Annotated in this window: 15 protein-coding genes; 5 read left to right on the forward strand and 10 right to left on the reverse strand. The window is 69.9% G+C overall.

The annotated features are described in order from the left end of the window. Positions 1-2 precede the first annotated feature (2 nt). The 9 genes from OHB00_RS15895 to OHB00_RS15935 all read right to left on the reverse strand — a co-directional run bounded on the left by OHB00_RS15895 (position 3) and on the right by OHB00_RS15935 (position 11,242). Positions 3-914 (reverse strand): prephenate dehydrogenase, encoded by a 912-nt coding sequence (locus tag OHB00_RS15895; RefSeq protein WP_406435402.1) that lies wholly within the window; start codon positions 912-914, stop codon positions 3-5. Then, a complete protein-coding gene (locus OHB00_RS15900) occupies positions 914-1,831 on the reverse strand; it encodes a phytanoyl-CoA dioxygenase family protein (protein ID WP_406435404.1) in 918 nt (305 codons plus the stop codon). The genes OHB00_RS15895 and OHB00_RS15900 overlap by 1 nt, the downstream gene beginning before the upstream one ends. Positions 1,832-1,884: 53 nt before the next feature. Continuing rightward, entirely contained in the window at positions 1,885-2,949 is a 1,065-nt protein-coding gene (gene hppD, locus OHB00_RS15905; protein ID WP_406435406.1) for a 4-hydroxyphenylpyruvate dioxygenase, read from the reverse strand. Positions 2,950-2,996: 47 nt separating this feature from the next. Then, positions 2,997-3,515, reverse strand: coding sequence for a flavin reductase family protein (locus OHB00_RS15910; protein ID WP_406435408.1), 519 nt, complete (start codon positions 3,513-3,515; stop codon positions 2,997-2,999). 85 nt (positions 3,516-3,600) lie between these two features. Then, a complete protein-coding gene (locus OHB00_RS15915; RefSeq protein ID WP_406435410.1) occupies positions 3,601-4,848 on the reverse strand; it encodes an MFS transporter in 1,248 nt (415 codons plus the stop codon). A gap of 8 nt (positions 4,849-4,856) precedes the next feature. Beyond that, positions 4,857-6,116, reverse strand: coding sequence for an acetyl-CoA carboxylase biotin carboxylase subunit family protein (locus OHB00_RS15920; protein ID WP_406435412.1), 1,260 nt, complete (start codon positions 6,114-6,116; stop codon positions 4,857-4,859). Between the two features lie 88 nt (positions 6,117-6,204). Beyond that, positions 6,205-7,263, reverse strand: a complete 1,059-nt coding sequence (locus OHB00_RS15925; protein ID WP_406435414.1) for an LLM class flavin-dependent oxidoreductase — start codon at positions 7,261-7,263, stop codon at positions 6,205-6,207. 63 nt (positions 7,264-7,326) lie between these two features. Further along, positions 7,327-8,571 carry an ATP-grasp domain-containing protein gene (locus OHB00_RS15930; RefSeq protein WP_406435416.1) on the reverse strand — a complete coding sequence of 415 codons (1,245 nt, stop codon included), beginning with the start codon at positions 8,569-8,571 and terminating at the stop codon, positions 7,327-7,329. A gap of 1,615 nt (positions 8,572-10,186) precedes the next feature. Then, positions 10,187-11,242: an aldo/keto reductase gene (locus OHB00_RS15935; protein ID WP_406435417.1), complete on the reverse strand. Its 1,056-nt coding sequence runs from the start codon at positions 11,240-11,242 to the stop codon at positions 10,187-10,189. 585 nt (positions 11,243-11,827) lie between these two features. Here OHB00_RS15935 and OHB00_RS15940 point away from each other — a divergent pair. From OHB00_RS15940 to OHB00_RS15955, 4 genes are all read left to right on the forward strand, one after another. Continuing rightward, complete coding sequence (locus tag OHB00_RS15940; protein WP_406435419.1) at positions 11,828-12,481, forward strand: class I SAM-dependent methyltransferase; 654 nt, start codon at positions 11,828-11,830, stop codon at positions 12,479-12,481. A 22-nt stretch (positions 12,482-12,503) separates the two neighbouring features. Next, positions 12,504-13,424, forward strand: a complete 921-nt coding sequence (locus OHB00_RS15945) for an N-acetylmuramoyl-L-alanine amidase (RefSeq protein ID WP_406435421.1) — start codon at positions 12,504-12,506, stop codon at positions 13,422-13,424. 192 nt (positions 13,425-13,616) lie between these two features. After that, positions 13,617-14,426, forward strand: coding sequence for a hypothetical protein (locus tag OHB00_RS15950; protein ID WP_406435423.1), 810 nt, complete (start codon positions 13,617-13,619; stop codon positions 14,424-14,426). A gap of 100 nt (positions 14,427-14,526) precedes the next feature. After that, positions 14,527-15,537: an LLM class F420-dependent oxidoreductase gene (locus OHB00_RS15955; RefSeq protein ID WP_406435425.1), complete on the forward strand. Its 1,011-nt coding sequence runs from the start codon at positions 14,527-14,529 to the stop codon at positions 15,535-15,537. On the opposite strand, the gene OHB00_RS15960 is transcribed toward OHB00_RS15955, so the two are convergent. Beyond that, positions 15,534-16,100, reverse strand: coding sequence for a hypothetical protein (locus tag OHB00_RS15960; RefSeq protein ID WP_406435427.1), 567 nt, complete (start codon positions 16,098-16,100; stop codon positions 15,534-15,536). The genes OHB00_RS15955 and OHB00_RS15960 overlap by 4 nt on opposite strands. Before the next feature lie 136 nt (positions 16,101-16,236). Between OHB00_RS15960 and OHB00_RS15965 the strand changes: the two genes are divergently transcribed. Then, on the forward strand, positions 16,237-16,524 hold the full coding sequence (locus tag OHB00_RS15965) for a hypothetical protein (RefSeq protein ID WP_406435429.1): 288 nt from the start codon (positions 16,237-16,239) through the stop codon (positions 16,522-16,524).

Raw genomic sequence — 16,524 nt, forward strand, 5'->3', positions numbered from 1 at the left:
TTTCAGACTCCCCTCGGCGCGGTCGCGTAAGCGGCGCTCAGACCCCGAACTCCCGTACCGCGCGCGGGAATCCGGGCGCGGCCCTGCACACCGCGGGAGAGGGCCGCCGAGAGCCGGTCGGTGTGTGCGCGCCGCTGTTCCGGCTCCCGGACGGCGCCGAGCCCGCGCAGGGCGTCCACCACCACGTGCACGTCGTCCGCGAACTCGGCGAGGATCTCGGCGACCGCGGCGGCGTTCGAGCCGAGGATGTCGGTCCACAGCTCGACGTCGCCGCCGGCGAGGCGGGTGACGTCCTGGAGCCCCTGTCCCGCGAGCCCCAGCTGGGACTGGTCGCCGTGCAGCAGCCGCGCCGCGAGCAGGCTCGACACCAGGTGCGGGGCGTGGGAGGTGAGCGCCACCGCCCGGTCGTGCTCGGCGTGGGCCATCACGACCGGCCTGGCTCCGCACAACTCGGCCAGTTCCCCGGCGCGTTCGACGGTCCGCTCCCGGGTCTGCGGGGAGGGGGTGAGCACCCAGGGCCGGCCCTGGAACAGGTCGTCCCGGGCGGCCAGCGGCCCGGACAGCTCCCGGCCGCCCATGGGATGCCCGCCGACGAAACGCGTCAGGTCGCAGCCGGCCTGGGCGGCCTCCCGCTGGGGCGACTCCTTGACGCTCGCCGCGTCCGTGAAGTCGTCCGCGAGCCGCTTCACCTGATGCTCCTTGAGCGCCCCCGCGACGTGCTGCGGCGGCACCGCGATGACGGCCAGCTCGACCGGTTCCCGGGGCCTTCCGGCGATGCCGGCCCCGAGATCGGCGGCGGTCCGCGCCGCTTCCGGATCCTTGTCGATCAGGTACGTGGTCACGCCCCGGCCCCGAAGGGCCAGGGCGATCGAGGTACCGATCAGACCGGTCCCGACCACTGCGGCACTGCGCATCAGCGGTTGCTCCACAACAACGGGAGGAACTCCGGGTCGCTGTAGTCGGGGGTGCCGGCGGCGGTGCGCCGTACGAGCACGTCGTGGTTGTAGGCGACCTTGCTGCCGTCCGAGCGGAAGAAGTCGCGGTAGCGGTTCTCGCCGTCCTGCAGGTGGAGGGAGATGGCACGGCGCGGGCGGTCGCTGATGTTCGCACCGCTGCCGTGGTAGGTGCGGCAGTGGTGGAAGTTGACGTGGCCCTTCGGGATGAAGACCGGGATCTTGCGGACCTCGACGCCGTTGTAGGCGGCGTTGTCCTCCAGCATCTGGTCCAGTTCGGAGCGGTCGCGCTCGGCGAAGTGGAGGGAGGTGGCGTCGTTCTCGGCGGTCTCCTTCCAGCGGTGGCTGCCGTCGACCATCGTGATGGTGCCCATCTCCTCATCGCAGTCGTGGAAGGGGATGAACGCGGTCAGCATGCGCTCGGAGGTGGAGGTGGACCAGTAGTGCCGGTCGAAGTGCCAGGGCACGATGTTCGACTGCTCCTGGGCGACCGGCGGCTTGAAGATGAGGGTCGACTGGAAGACGCGTATCTGCTCGGCCTCCGCGAGCCGGGCGGCCACGGCGCCCAGCAGCGGCTTGCGCAGGATGTGGCCGATGGTGTCGTCCTCGTAGTGGATGTAGTCGTTGTGCCGCTGGACGGGGCCGTGCTCCGGCTCCCAGTACGCCAGCTTGGGCGGGCGGACCGGCAGCGTTCGGTCGCGGTGCCCGGCGTAGAAGCGCTCGCTGGCGGCCTCCAGCTGTTCGACCTCGTCGTCGGTGAAGAGCTTCTTCGACAGGTACCAGCCGTGCTCGGCGTAGAAGGTGACGTCCTCGTCGGTGGGGAGAAGGCCGAGTTCCTCGTCGGTCAGGGAGAAGTTCCGGGCGTCTTGAGCAGTCATGGTCTTCCTCACGAGTCCTTGGTTCGGTGATCGGGATGCGTGTGGTGCCAGGGTCAGGAGACGGCCTTCTCGCGGGCCACGGCCTCGTAGAGCGCCTTGATGTTGCCGCTCCCGAAGGTGCGGGCGCCGTGCCGGTCGATGACCTCCCAGAAGAAGGTCTTCCGCACGTGCGGGGACTGGGTGAAGATCTGGAACACCTGGCCCCAGTGGTCCTCGTCGATCAGCACGTTGGTGCGGCGCAGATCCTCGATCTTCAACTCCGGCCGGGCGAAGCGCTCCTGGAGCTGGTCGTAGTAGGCGCCCGGGGTGTGCAGGAACTTGACGCCGCGGGTCTCCAGGGTGGCGACGGTGGACACGATGTCGTCGCACAGCAGCGCCAGGTGCTGTACTCCGGCGCCGCCGTGGCGGGCCAGGAAGGTGTCGATCTGGCCGGGCTCGCGGCTGGTGACCGGCTCGATCAGGGTGAAGGTCACCTTCCCCGACGGGCTCTGCACCACCTTGGAGTCCATGGCCTGGCTGCCGACCTCGATGAACTCCTCGAAGATCTGGGAGAACCCGAAGACCTTCTCGTAGAAGGCGACGGTGGGCCGGAGCTGTCCCGCCGGCAGGCAGATCGCCGCGTGGTCCACGGTGCTCAGCAGGTGCTCGCCCTCGTCGGGGTCGGGGGCGAAGATGTCCATCACGCCGGGCAGGAACTGCTCGCGGTCCCCGGTGCGCTGGACGAACCGGTGGGCGACGTCTCCGAAGCCCAGCACCGACGCGGTGACCACCTCGGTGCCGTCCTTGCTGTGGACGGCGGGCTGTTCGACGGGGGTGGCGCCGCGCTCCACGGCGGTCGCGAACGCCTTGGCCGCGTCGGTGACCTCGAAGGCGATGTTGGCGACGCCGTCGCCGTGCCGGGTCACGTAGGCCGCGGCCGGGTGTCCGGGGCTGAGGGCGGAGGTGAGCACGATCTCGATGCCGCCCTGCCGCAGCAGCAGTGAGCGGTGGTCGGCCTGTCCGGTTTCGGGGCCGGCCTGTCCGCAGACGCGGAAGCCGAACGCCGTGCAGAGGTAGAACGCGGACTGCTGGGCGTCCCCGACGTAGAACTCGACGTGGTCCACGGCTCCGATGTCCATGCGATGCCTTTCTGTTTGAATGACCGGCAGTTGCGTGCGGTGCTTCCTCAGAAAGCCGAGAGTTCTTCCGCGTCGGCGTTCTGCAGCGACCAGACGCCGTAGTCGCCCCGACGGTAGAGAAGTGGTTCGCGGGGGAATACGGCAGTGCCTTCGACCCGGGCGATGATGAGCCAGTGATCGCTCACCTCAATGGCGCTTTCCACCCGGCATTCCGCGTAGCTGAGGGCGATGTCGACGAGCAGCGGCGCGCCTTTCGCGACGGCCGACGACTGCCATGTGAAATGGGTGAACTTGTCCGTCGCCTTGCTCGCGAAGATCTGCGAGGCGGCCTGCCCGGACGAGGAGAGGAAATTGACGGCGAACGCCTGCGACGACATGATCGCCGGCAGGGTCCGGGACCCCTTGCCCACGGAGATGAGCAGCATCGGCGTCGCCGCCGACACGGCACACACCGCGTTGCTGGTGAATCCGAACGGCTCGCCCGCCCCGTCCACCGCCGTGATGACGGCGACCGGGGTGGGGAAGGAGCCGAAGAGTTCGCTGAACCGTGCAGAACCGACACCCATCAAGTTCCTCCGCGGAACAGCTTGTGATCGGGTTTCGAGGAGAGTGAATGATTCGACAAAAGAATTTCCATTGGTTTTCCTGCCGTCATGATTCGGCGCCGGCACCCACGAGGGAGACCTCCTGCGCGGCGAATGCGTGACCGAATGCCCGCACCGTCAGCGGCAGCATGACCGCGCCGAACAGGGTGAGCGCGATCGCCAGTACGGCGACGAGTCGCTGCGGGCCCACGCTGGCTCCGGAACCGGCCACGAGAAGGCCGGCGAGGGGCATGGCCAGCATGTTGAGCAGATAGAACGGCCCCATCACCTTGCCCAGGTGCTCCTGCGGCAGAACCTTGATCCGCTGCGTCCGGTTGAAGACGTTGAAATACGTCACGCCGAGCATGGCCACGACGAATGCCGAACCGTAGAGCAGCATCGAGTTGGCGAACCCGATAAGCAGCAGGCAGAGGCAGAGAAGAGCGAGCCCGAAAGCGCCGAGCAACCGCACTTCAACATATCTCAGCAAGAACGGAATCACCAGGAGATTGATGATTCCAAGAACGCCGATGCAGATGTTGAGCAATGCGTACGACGTCTCGGGGGCGTGGAAGACACCCGTGACGAGCGCGGCGTTGGCGCTGAGCACCGTGGCGAAGACCAGGTTGATGGAGAAGTTGAGGGACGCCAGCAGGACGAGCGGCCTGCTGCGCATCAGAAGCGACCAGCCCAGGCGGAGTTCGGCGAACGTCTCCCGCGCTCCGGCACCGCCCGGTGAGCGCTGCCCGCGGGGCAGGGGCAGCCAGCAGGCGGCCGCCGCGGCGAAGACGGCCGCGGCGCCGGCCAGCAGCCAGACCTTGTCGATGAAGACCACGCCCAGCATGGCCAGGGCGGGGCCGACGGCCATCGCCGAGACCTCCATGCTCTGCACCAGGCCCTGGATCTTGGGCAGTTCCGTGCCCTGGGCGAGCTGGGGCACCACCTTCTCGACCGACATCCGGACCGGTGCCATCAGCAGGGACAGCAGCGCCCCGGAGGTCATCAGGACCGGTGTCAGCAAGGACGGGGCGGCCAGACAGCCGACGAGGGCGCCGCCGAGGACGACGGCCCGGCCGGCGGTGACCAGGGAGAACAGCCGTGGGCCGCCGTCCCGGTCGGCGAGGAGCCCGGCGAACGGATACGCCAGCAGGGGCGGCAGCCATTCGATGGCGTAGGCGAATCCGAGGGCGGACACCTCTTTGGTGTCCTGGAAGATGAGCAGCGGAACGGCGAACAGCACGATCTGCTCCGCGACGACTCCGAGGAGGACACCGCAGGCGAAAAGCCTGAGGTGCAGCCGCGAGCGCGGGGTCACGGAACTCCTCACTCCGACACCGGAACGGTTTCGAGCTGCACGGTTTCGAGGTGGAATCCGGCGATGATCTTCCGGATGTCCTGCTCCACGGCCGCCTCGTCGCCGGTCAGGATGAACCGCCCGCTGTGCACCGCGTCGTAGCTGCCGCCGGGCTCCATCACGTCGCCCGGCCTGGGCACCAGCTCGCGCCAGATCGTCCCGAACTCCTCGCGCATGGACGTCACCGAGACGACCCGGGCCGGCAGCCCGGCCGGTTTCGGGATGATCAGCCAACCGCCCGACGGATCGCCGGACTTGGGCGCGAGTGTGGCCTGCCCCTCACAGAGCGCGTCCAGCCAGGCCTCGAAGAGGTTGATCCCGAAGAGCTTCTCGGTGAGGTAGGGCACCTCGGCCCCGCCGATGCGGCCCGCGATCTCCAGGAAGACCAGGTCCTCGTCCGGCGTGACGAAGATTTCCAGGTGGAACGGCATGGAGGTCATGCCCAGCGCCGCCACGCAGCGCCGCGCGAACTCCTGGACGCGGTCCCGCAGCGGGGACGCCTGTACGACGACCGAGCCGAGCGGCTGCCTGCCCGCCTCGAAGGCCAGGCAGTCGTTGATGTAGCGGGACACCGCCATGAACGGGATCCGCGACTCGGCGTCCGCGAATCCGTCGACGTGGTGGATCGCCCCGTCGATGAACTCCTCAAGTTCGTAGTCGCCGGTGTCGATCTCCGTGAGCAGCGTCGCGAGCGTCTCCTCGTCCTCGACGCGGTGGACGCCCATGCTCGCCGCCCCGGCGACCGGCTTGAGAATGAGCGGGAAGCCGGTCTTCCGGGCGAACGCCAGCGCCTCCTCCGGGGTGTCGCAGGACGCGAAGCGGGGCACGCGCAGGCCGGCCCGGCGGACCAGTTCCTTCATCCTCAGCTTGTTGCGGTAGACCGCCACGTCCGCGGGGCGCGGGCCGGGGATGCCGAGTGCCTCGCGCACCTCGGCCGCGATGCCGAGGGTGAACTCGGAGACGGCGACGAGCCGGTCGACCGGGCCGACCTGCCGCGTGAGCTGCCGTACGGCGTCGCGGAGTGCCTCGAAGTCGTTGACGTCGTCGATCTGGACGAGGCCGGCGATCCGCGCGGGATCCGCGAGGACGCCCGTGGCGCCGACCGGGTCGACCACGTAACTGACGCGATGGCGCTCGTGGTCGATGAGGTCCTCGAAGCGGCCGAGCGAGAAGTCCCAGCGCTCCTCGTCATGGAACCTCGGCCAGCGGTTGACGACAACAATGTGCATGGGGCACTCCTCAGTCGACGTGGGGGGATGCGTCTTGGTCAGATCTGTGCGCCGGGTGGACGCGTCGGCTGCTGCGGGGACCGCCAGGTCACGCGGCCTGTGCTTCGAGGCGCCGGATCAGGGGGGCCACGTGCGTGAAGAAGTTCCGCATCTCGTCCCGGGTGGGCCATCCGGAGAAGATGAACTCGCTGATGCCCGCGGCCTTGTAGCTGTGGATGTACGTGGCGACTTCCTCGTAGCTGCCGACGATGCACAGCGCCGGCCCGCCGCGGTAGGCGACGGCACCGGTCCAGATGTACGGCGACAGCCACTCGTCGGTGGCGCCCTCCGCCAGCCGGTAGGAGGACTTCACGGCCTCGGAGTCGGTGGTGTCCACCCACTTGCGGATCCACGCCTCGTGGTCCTCGTCCGGATTGCGCATGAGGCGGGCGAGTTCGGCGACCGCCTCCTCCCGGGTGGGCCGGGCCAGCACGTGCATCCGGGTGCCCACCCGGCGCCCGCCGTCGAGGAGCGGCCGGGTGGCCTTGGCGATCGCCTCGGGGGTGTCCCCGTACCGCAGCCAGCAGTCGCCGGAGGCCAGTGCCGTCTGCTGGGCGACCGCGGACGCCCCGCTGATGTAGATCTCGGGCCGCCCGCCGCCCTTGTGGCCGAGGCCGAGCGCGGCGTCCTTGACGGTGTAGTGCTGTCCGTCGTAGCTCATCGGCGACTCGCCTTCCCAGAGCTCGCGGATGATCTCAAGGAACTCGTTGCACCGCGCGTAGCGCTCGTCGTGGCTGAGGAAGTCGCCGTAGCCGGCCTGCTCCGCCGGTGAGATCCCGGACACGATGTTGAGGGACATACGGCCGTCGGTCATCCAGGACAGCGTGTTGACGACCTGCGCGAACAGGGTCGGCGACATCAGGCCGGGGCGGTAGGCGAGCATGAACTTGACGCGTTCGGTCACCTGCGAGAGCGCGCCGAGCACGGGCAGCGGGTCGGGCAGGTAGTTGGAGATCCCGAACAGCAGGCTGTCGACGCCGAGTTCCTCGGCCTCCTGGACGAAGTCGACGACCTCACCCATGTCGAGCGCGCCGATCCGGTACTTGTCCGTCGGCGTCGACTGCCCCGTGTCGGGCGGCGAGCACCAGTGAAGCCGCAGAGCGTCCATCGTGTTGTTCCCTTCCATGGCGGGCGTCAGGCGTCAGGTATCGGGGGCGGGGGGCGGCGGACGTCAGGCGCCGAGCACGCGCACGCGGTCACCGATCTCGGTCCAGCGTTCGTGGGCCTCTTCGGGGGAGTCCGCGGTGAACACGACGGCGGCGACCCGGCAGCTGTAGTCCGCCTCGTCCGTCTTGATCGGGGCGCCCGGTGCGATGAGCACCGAGCTCGCCGCCACCCACGGCTCGGCGGCGAGGTCGTCCCAGCCGTCGAGCCTGGCGTACGAGCCCGCTCCGCCCGCGGTCAGGAAGCGGATCCCGGCCGCCTTGGCGACCGGCTCCCGGAACGCCCCCGCGGCGACCGGATCGGCGCCGGTGATGTCCGCGAGGACCTTGCCCGGCAGCGCCAGGCCGGTGGCCATCTCCATGAGCTCGGTGATCTTGTCTCCGGGCAGCCGCGCGGCCACCTCCATGAGGACGGGGCGCCCGTCGTCCAGCCGCAGCTCGCAGTGGAACGGCCCCGTGGTGATCCCCACGGCCCTGACGACGCCCTGCGCGTACGCGGCCAGATCGTGCCGGGTGGGTTCGTCGAGGGGGGCCGGGGTGAGATGCCCGAGCTCCAGGAACCGCGGCTCGGGGCCGAGCAGCTTGCGTGTCACCGCGACGACGACCACGTCGCCGTCGCACACATAGCCGTCGGCGCTGTACTCCGTACCCGGCACATACTGCTCGACCATGGCGTCGGTTGTCAGCGGCCGGTCGAATTCCAGCCCTTTTTCGGCGTGAATCGCGTCCACCGCCGCGCGCGCCTCTTCCAGGGTGTCGACGCGTGAGACATGGACGCTTCCACCGGAATCCACCGGCTTGACGACGGCGGGAAATCCTACGTACGCGCACGCCTCGTCGATCTCCGCGGCTCCGCGGACCATGGTGAACTTCGGCACTTCCAGGCCGGCCTCGGCCACCGCCTCGCGCATTCTCGCCTTGTGCCGTACCCGTTCCACGGCGGCGGGGTGCAGACCGGGCAGGCCTAGCCGGGCGGAGAGGAATGCGGCGGCCGGCACATAGTATTCGCCGCCGGCGACCACGGCATTGATGGGATTCCGCTCGTGGACTCGGTCGACGACGGTCGCCAAGGCAGCGTTGTCATTGGTGTCCACCGTGAGTATCTCCGTGGCGAGAGAGCGCACGGTGTCCGCGACTCTACGGCCTTCGTTTTCGTATGAGGCCACCACGACGTCCCAGCCAAGGGAACGCGCGTGCGTGACATAGGCGATCGCGGAGAACGCCGGCTGCACCACCAGGACACGATGAGACACAGGAATTCCTCGACATCCGAACTCGGCGACAGTGGGCATGGAAAGCGCTCGCCGCCAGGTCAGGGCAGCGAGATGCACCATCGTTCGTGGGCACGAGTGATGACAAGGTGCCGCGAGACGTCGCGAACACCTCGGTAATCGTAGAAACTGACGGGTGAGGTTGAACCCGGTTTACCTTGAGACAGTCGGCCTGCGGGGCGCTCGCCTCAAGTCGGGCCTACGCGCAACTACTCACAGGCAGAAGAAAAACACAACAATCGGGGCCCCCCGTGGCCTTTGGTACCGGCAATCTTCCCGTGTAGCGGTCAATATCTTATGGGTAACGGTGTGCGAGGTCAACCGATCCCCGACCTCAATTCGTCCGTCCCGATCGCTGCTCGTATGCCCGACTTGGTGAACCAAGGTCGGGATTTATCCGCCGACCAGGCCCGTGACCTTCGGTTCTTCACCTGCGCGGGGTTGAACAGTTACCTCTCAGCCACTAATGGAGTGCGTAGATCCGCCACTGTAAGCAGGGCGTCCGACCTGAAACTCGCCACGTTTTACAAAGCATTGACAAGTGCCGAATCACCGGACAACACCGCGCACGACGCACGACTTCGCGAAATCCGATCGGCGGGAGCATCGCAAGGAACAACCCGAGGACCGCACGAGGCCACCGACAACGGCTCGAACCGCGCGCAGGCGGACCGGGGGAACCCGGGGCCGGCGACCGAACGCCCGAATCCGGCTGCCCGCAACCGGCCGACCGAACCCACCGGAACCGGCCGACCGGCCACCACGACCGGACCGCGACCGCGACCGCGACCGGCGAAGCCGAGCGCACGCGAACCAGCGGGCCCACTCACGCGGACCAACCAGGTGGAAGCGCCTTGCGGAAGCGCCGAGCGGACACACGAACCGGACGCGCGGGGCCGGCCCGGACACACGAACCGGACCCAAGAACCGGACACGAAAACCGGCGGACACGACACGCGCAGGCCAACAGCCCGACAGGCCAGCCCCTGCGACCCGGCGGACCAGGCCCGCGCAGACCGGCAGGCCAGGCACATCCGACTCACCCGACCCGCCAGGCGCAGACCAGCAGACCAAGCACTTCAGACCCGACCGATCACACACGCAGACCAGCAGCCCAACCACATCCGACCCGACGGACCAGGCACACGCAGACCAGCAGCCCAACCACATCCGACCCGACCGACCAGGCACACGCAGACCAGCAGCCCAACCACATCCGACCCGGCCCACCAGGCACACGCAGACCAGCAGCCCAACCACATCCGACCCGGCCCACCAGACACACGCAGACCAGCAGCCCAACCACATCCGACTCGAGCCACCCGGCACACACAGGCCGGCAGGCCAGGCACATCCGACTCGACCGACCAGGCACACGCAGACCCACATCCGACCCGACCACCCCGGCACACACAGGCCGGCAGGCCGAGCATGTGCGGCTCGGCCGGGCAGGCGTGGCGGGCCAGCCCCGGCGGCGTCGAGTCCGTGGGAGTCGGCGGACTCAGGGGAATCCGGGGCGCAGCGGCTCGGCAGCCGGGCGCCTGCTGTGTTCCGGCCGCTCGCCCCTGCCCCTCCCCGGTCCTACGGCATACGCCGGTCAGCCGGCCGCGGCCGCGCGTTCCCCGGACGGGCGCCTGCGGGCGGCAGGGTCGGTGAGGGACGGTGGCTGCCAGACGCCGTCGGCCCGGTAGAGGTCGGTGCCGGGGGCCACGATCTCGTCGATGCGGTCGAGCACCGCGTCGTCGAGGACCAGCTCGGCGCCCTTGAGCGACGCGGTGAGCTGGTCCATCGTGCGCGGGCCGATGATCACCGACGTCACGGCCGGGTGCACCAGCGGAAAGGCGACGGCCAGCTCCGGCAGGGTGCAGCCCACCTCCTCGGTGAGCGCGATGAGCTGCTCGACGGCCGCGTACTTCGCGGCGTTGCCGGGGACGGCGGGGTCGAACCGGCTCGGGTAGCGCTTGGCCCGGCCGGTGGTGAAGTCGACCGGCCGGCCCTCCCGGTGGGCGCCGGAGAGGAATCCGGAGGCGAGCGGCGACCAGGTCAGCACGCCCATGCCGAGACGCTGCGCGGTGGGCAGCACAGCGCGTTCGATGCCGCGGGCGAGAATCGAGTACGGCGGCTGTTCCGTGCGCATCCGCATCAGCCCGCGCCGCTCCGCCACGTGGTGCGCCTCGACGAGATCCTCGGCGGGGAACGTGGAGCAGCCGAACGCCCGGATCTTGCCCGCCCTCACCAGGTCGCTGAGGACGGACAGCGTCTCCTCGATGTCGGTGGTGTGGTCGGGCCGGTGCACCTGGTAGAGGTCGATCCAGTCGGTGTCCAGCCGCCGCAGGCTGTCCTCGACGGCCTTGAGGATCCAGCGGCGCGAGTTGCCGCTGCGGTTGCGGCCCTCCCCCAGCGGAAAGTGCACCTTCGTGGCGAGCACCACGTCGTCGCGTCTGCCCTTGAGCGCCTTGCCGACGATCTCCTCGCACTCACCGGCCGAGTACATGTCGGCGGTGTCCACGAAGTTGATGCCGGCGTCGAGCGCGGCGTTGATGACGCGGGCGCCGTCCTCGTGGTCGGGGTTGCCGAAGGCCCCGAACATCATCGTGCCGAGGCAGTGGGTGCTGACCTCGATGCCGGTCTTGCCGAGGACGCGATAGCGCATACCGGTGCTCCGTCACAGGTGGGGCGGGTTGGCGGCGTCAGTGTAGGTCTTGGAGCGCACTTGAAAACCGGTCCGCTGCCGTCAGTTTGACCGGCGGACGACCGTCCTGTGCGGGGCGGACCGGACCACCGGGGGCGATCGCCACCGCGAGCTGCGCCCTGGCTGGTGACAGCGCTTCCCCGTGGTGTGTCGGCCTCGCCCCCGGAGCGGCGGACGGGCCGCGTACGCGACCGCAACCTCCCTGGAACGCGGGCCTCCTGGGGATCACCGTGGATGCCTGGCGGCCTGCGGGCATCGCCGGACCGACGGCGTGTCGGCCACAGCTCGCAGACAGGGGTTTCGGCGCCGTGAGCGCGGCGGGAGGGGGTCCGCGGGGCGGCGGACCGGCAGCCGGCCGATCCGAACACTTTGGCTGATACACACCGGGTCGGTGCGGCGTCCCCCGCGTGCCGGGGTGCCGTCCGCACCCCTGTCGAACAGCCGGAGCAGGTGTGCGGCAGCATGGCTGTCCGGACAGTCGGACAAGTGCAGTGACCAGCGCGGCGACGCTTGCGGTGTCGAGCGCAGTGAAGGGAGAGGACGCCCATGACCGCGGCAGCCCCCAAGCCCGAGATTCTGGCCGCGTTCGAGGCGGCGAAGGGATTCATGCCCGCCGGTGAGGGGCTTGCGCTGTACGCGGCCGCCGTCGAGGCGGGGCGGCTCGGCCTCCCGTTGCTGGAGGTCGGGACGTACTGCGGGCGCTCGACGGTCCTGCTCGCCGACGCGGCCCGCTCCGCCGGGGTCACCGCGCTCACCGTGGACCACCACCGGGGCAGCGAGGAGCAGCAGCCGGGCTGGGACTACCACGACCCCGAGACGGTCGACCCGGAGCTCGGGCTGATGGACACGCTGCCGGCCTTCCGGCGCACCCTGCACCGGGCGGGCCTGGAGGAGCACGTGGTCGCCGTCGTCGGCCGTTCCCCGCAGATCGCCGCGTTCTGGAACTCACCGCTCGGCTTCGTCTTCATCGACGGCGGCCACACCGACGAGCACGCCACCGCCGACTACGAGGGCTGGGCCCCCCATGTGGCCGAAGGCGGGCTGCTCCTGATCCACGACGTCTTCCCGGACCCGAAGGACGAGTTCACCGGCCAGGCCCCTTACCGCGTCTACCTCCGCGCCCTGGAGTCGGGCGCCTTCACGGAGGTCTCGGCCCACGACTCGCTGCGTGTCCTGCGGCGGACGGGGGCGGGGATCTGAGAGCGCGGTTAGAGTCGCAGACGTGTCGTACACAGGCCCGGAATTCGATGCCCCGCGGCAGCGCCGGCTCCGGCGGGCGCCGCTCGCCGTCGGTCTTGCCGCGCTGGTGCCCGGTGCGCTGCTCGGATGGGTGGTGTACGAGGGGGTGGGCAAGCCCGGCGGGAGCCCCGGCGGCAGCGCTGCCGGACAGGCGGGCACGGCGGCGCCCGAGTCGGCGCCCGTGTCACCGACCGACGACGCGAAGGTACCGAGCCCGGACGCGGCCCTTCCGCTGCGGGGCAAGGTCGTCGTCATCGACCCGGGTCACAACCCGGGGAACTTCCAGCACACGTCCGAGATCAACCAGAAGGTGAACATCGGGACGAACTGGAAGGAGTGCGACACGACGGGTACGTCCACCAACGCCGGGTACAGCGAGGCCCGCTTCACCCTCGACGTCGCGCACCGGCTGCGGACCCTGCTGGAGCGGCAGGGTGCCACGGTGAAGCTGACCCATGACGGGGACCGGCCGGCCTGGGGGCCGTGCGTGACCAGGCGCGCGGAGATCGGCAACGCCGCCCACGCCGACGCGGCCATCTCCATCCACGCCGACGGAGCGCCCGAGGGCGACCGCGGCTTCCATGTCATCCTGCCCGCGTCCGTGCACTCGGGCGCCGCCGACACCCGCCCGATCGTCGCCTCCTCCCGCACCCTCGGCGAGCACGTCGAGAGCGACTTCGCGAAGGTCACGGGTTCCGCGCCGTCCAACTACGTCGGCAACGGCACCGGTCTCGACGTACGCAAGGATCTCGGCGGTCTCAATCTGTCGACTGTTCCCAAGGTGTTCATCGAGTGCGGCAACATGCGCGACAGCAAGGACGCGGCACTGCTGACCAGCGGTGCCTGGCGGCAGAAGGCGGCGCAGGGAATCGCGGACGGCCTTGCGGACTTCCTGAGGAAGTGACGGGCCGACTTCCGAACGCTGAAGAATCACTGAGACTTGAGTGACGGAATCGTGAGTTTCCTGCGCGGGACGGCCATCGGCGGGCAGTACCGGGCGGACACCCTGATCGACTGGGCGATAGTGTCCTTCCTACCATGAGAGGCCACGCGCGACGCCTCCTCCGCCGACGAGACGACCTACGAAGGACCTGAAGTGAATATCCGCTCCCTCACTAGAGGCGACGGCGTGGTGATCGGTGCAGCGGTATTGCTGTTCATCGCGTCGTTCCTCGACACGTTCGACAAGTCCGGCAACGGTGCCCCGAACGCCTGGGACAACCTCGGCCTGGTGATGAGCATGTACGTCGGCGGCATCGCCGGCGCGGTCCTGATCGTCCTCGCCCGCGCACTGCCGCAGCCGCTGAGGTTCGTCGGCCTCGACCTGGGTCAGATCGGCGTCGGTCTCACGGTGTTCTCCGTGTGGACCGCGTTCTGGTCGACCATCGACCCGCTGGGCCCCTTCACCGACGAGTTCAAGAGCCTCGACGTGGGGGCGGGCACCGGTCTGATCCTCGGCCTGATCGCGGCCCTGGTCCTGGCCGCGGCCGCCGTCACCACCCCGCTGGTCCCCGCTCTCCAGGCGGCCCTGATCCCGGCCCCCAAGCCGCAGGCCCCGCAGCCCTACGGCGCCCAGCCCCCCGGCGGCTACGGCTACCCGGGTGCCGCCGCCCCGCAGCCCGGCCAGCCCTACGGGGCCCAGCCGCAGCCCGGTCAGCCGTTCGGCCAGCAGCAGCCCCCGGCCGCCGCGCCGCAGCCGCCGGCCGCGGACTTCTCGCCGTTCTGGTTCGCCGTCCCGGTGGCGCGGCCGCTGTTCGCGGAGGACGGCTCGACCGCTCCGATCGCCGAACTGGCCCCCGGCACCTGGTACTTGGCGGTCGAGCAGCGCGGCGCCGCCCTGGTGGCGCAGACCCAGGACGGCCGCCGTGGCGTACTGCAGGACACCTCCGGGATCCAGCGCGGCTGATCCGCGGCCGGACCGCATACGGCCCCTTGCCCTTCCGGGTGCGGGGCCGTTGTCGTACAGTCGCTCAGCAATTTCTCTGACGGTACGTCAGGAGGTGGCCATGCGGCTCGGGTTGGCACTCGGCTACTGGGGGCGCGGGCCCTCCCCGGACCATGTGACGCTGGCGCGGGAGGCGGAGCGGCTCGGGTACGACTCGGTGTGGACGGCGGAGTCCTGGGGCTCGGATGCCTTCACCCCGCTCACCTGGATCGCCGCGCAGACGTCGACGATCAAGCTGGGTACGGCCGTTGCCCAGATGGCGGCCCGGTCGCCGACCACCACCGCGATGCACGCGCTGACCCTGGACCACCTCTCCGGGGGCCGGATGCTGCTCGGGCTCGGGCTGTCCGGCCCGCAGGTCGTCGAGGGCTGGTACGGCCGCCCGTTCCCCAGGTCGCCGCTGACCGCGACCAGGGAGTACCTGGACGTCGTACGGCAGGTGCTGCGCCGGGAGGGGCCGGTGGCGGTGGACGGGCGCTTCCACCCGCTGCCGTACCGGGGGCCGGACGCGACCGGTCTCGGCAAGCCGCTGAAGCCGATCACCCACCCGCTCCGCCCCGGCCTGCCCGTCCTGCTCGGCGCCGAGGGGCCCAAGAACGTCGCCCAGACCCTGCGGATCGCCGACGGCTGGCTGCCGCTGTACTGGGCGCCGAGCCGGCCCGAGGTGTACGGCCCGGCGGTCGCCGACCTCCCCGAGGGCTTCCTGGTGGCCCCCATGGCCCAGGTCAGGGTCTGCGACGACGTGGCGGCCGGGCTGCTGCCCGTGAAGGCCATGCTCGGCTTCTACATCGGCGGGATGGGCCACGCGGCCCGCAACTTCCACGCCGACCTCATGGCCCGCATGGGGTACGAGGCGGAGGCACGGCGGATCCAGGAGCTGTTCCTGTCGGGGCGCCGGCAGGAGGCGGTGCTGGCGGTGCCGGACGCCTTCGCCGACGAGATCTCGCTGGTCGGCCCGCGTGAACGCATCGCCGAGCGGCTGGAGTCGTGGCGCAAGGGCCCGGTGACCGACCTGCTGGCCGTGGCCCCGGACCCTCACACGCTGCGGGTGCTCGCCGAGCTGAACTCCTAGCGTCCGGCCAGCTGGCCGGCCGAGGGCACCTGGTTCTGCACCGGGGCGCCGGCGCTCTGCCCCGCCTCCTTGACCTTGTTGATGACGTCCTCGAAGGCGCCGGCCGCGTTCCCGTCGCCCTTGCGCAGCTTGGACGGCAGGTCCTTCAGCCCGTCGATCCCGGCGGAGAGGGGGGCGATGGCCTTCGAGAGCAACGGGTCGCCCTCGGCGTTCCGCTTGGCGGCCTTCAGCCTGTTGTAGGCGAACCCGCCCGCGGCGGCGGCCTTGAGCAGGGCGAAGGTGCGGCCGTGGGCGCCCTTCTTGAACTTGCCGGCCTTCCACGGCTTCACGATCCACTGGTAGGTCGCACCGGCGGCGAGACCCGCGTTGGCGACGAACCGCGTCTTGGCGAACTTCTGCTTCTGCGCGGACGTGCTCGGACTGGGTGTGTCGGCCACCGGGGCCGCCACCATGCCGGTGCCCACGGACTTGCTCCGGGTGCTGCCGGCGCAGGCGGTGACGCCGGCGACCAGGGCGCAGCAGACGGTGAGCGCGACGACCAGGCGCCGTATCGGTACGGGCACGGGGTCCTCCCGTGTGTCTCGATGTCGTCCCCGAGCGGGTGCTTCCTCCGGCAGCGTCACCCAGATGGAGGCACCTCGCCACTCGGGGAGAACGCGGTTCAGGTTTCAAGGACCGTTCAGCGGCAAGCCGCAGGGTATGTCCTCTGAACGCGGTGCCAATCAGGCCGGTAGGGTCGTCGCGATCGTCGCCGACATCATGGCTCTCATCCTGGGCCTCTGGATCCTGATGTACCTGTTGGACGCGAACCGGGCGAACAGCCTGGTCCAGTTCGTCCACGACGCGGCCAGCTGGCTCGCCGGCTGGTCACACGACCTGTTCACGTTCGACAAGGCATGGGCGAGGGTGGTGGCGGGGTACGGCCTGGCAGCGGTCGTCTACCTGTTCATCGGCCACGCGATAGCCAATCGCATGCACCGGCACTGA

Origin of the sequence: Streptomyces sp. NBC_00631, assembly GCF_045206895.1 — a bacterium.
In the GTDB taxonomy this organism is placed as follows: Bacteria; Actinomycetota; Actinomycetes; order Streptomycetales; family Streptomycetaceae; genus Streptomyces.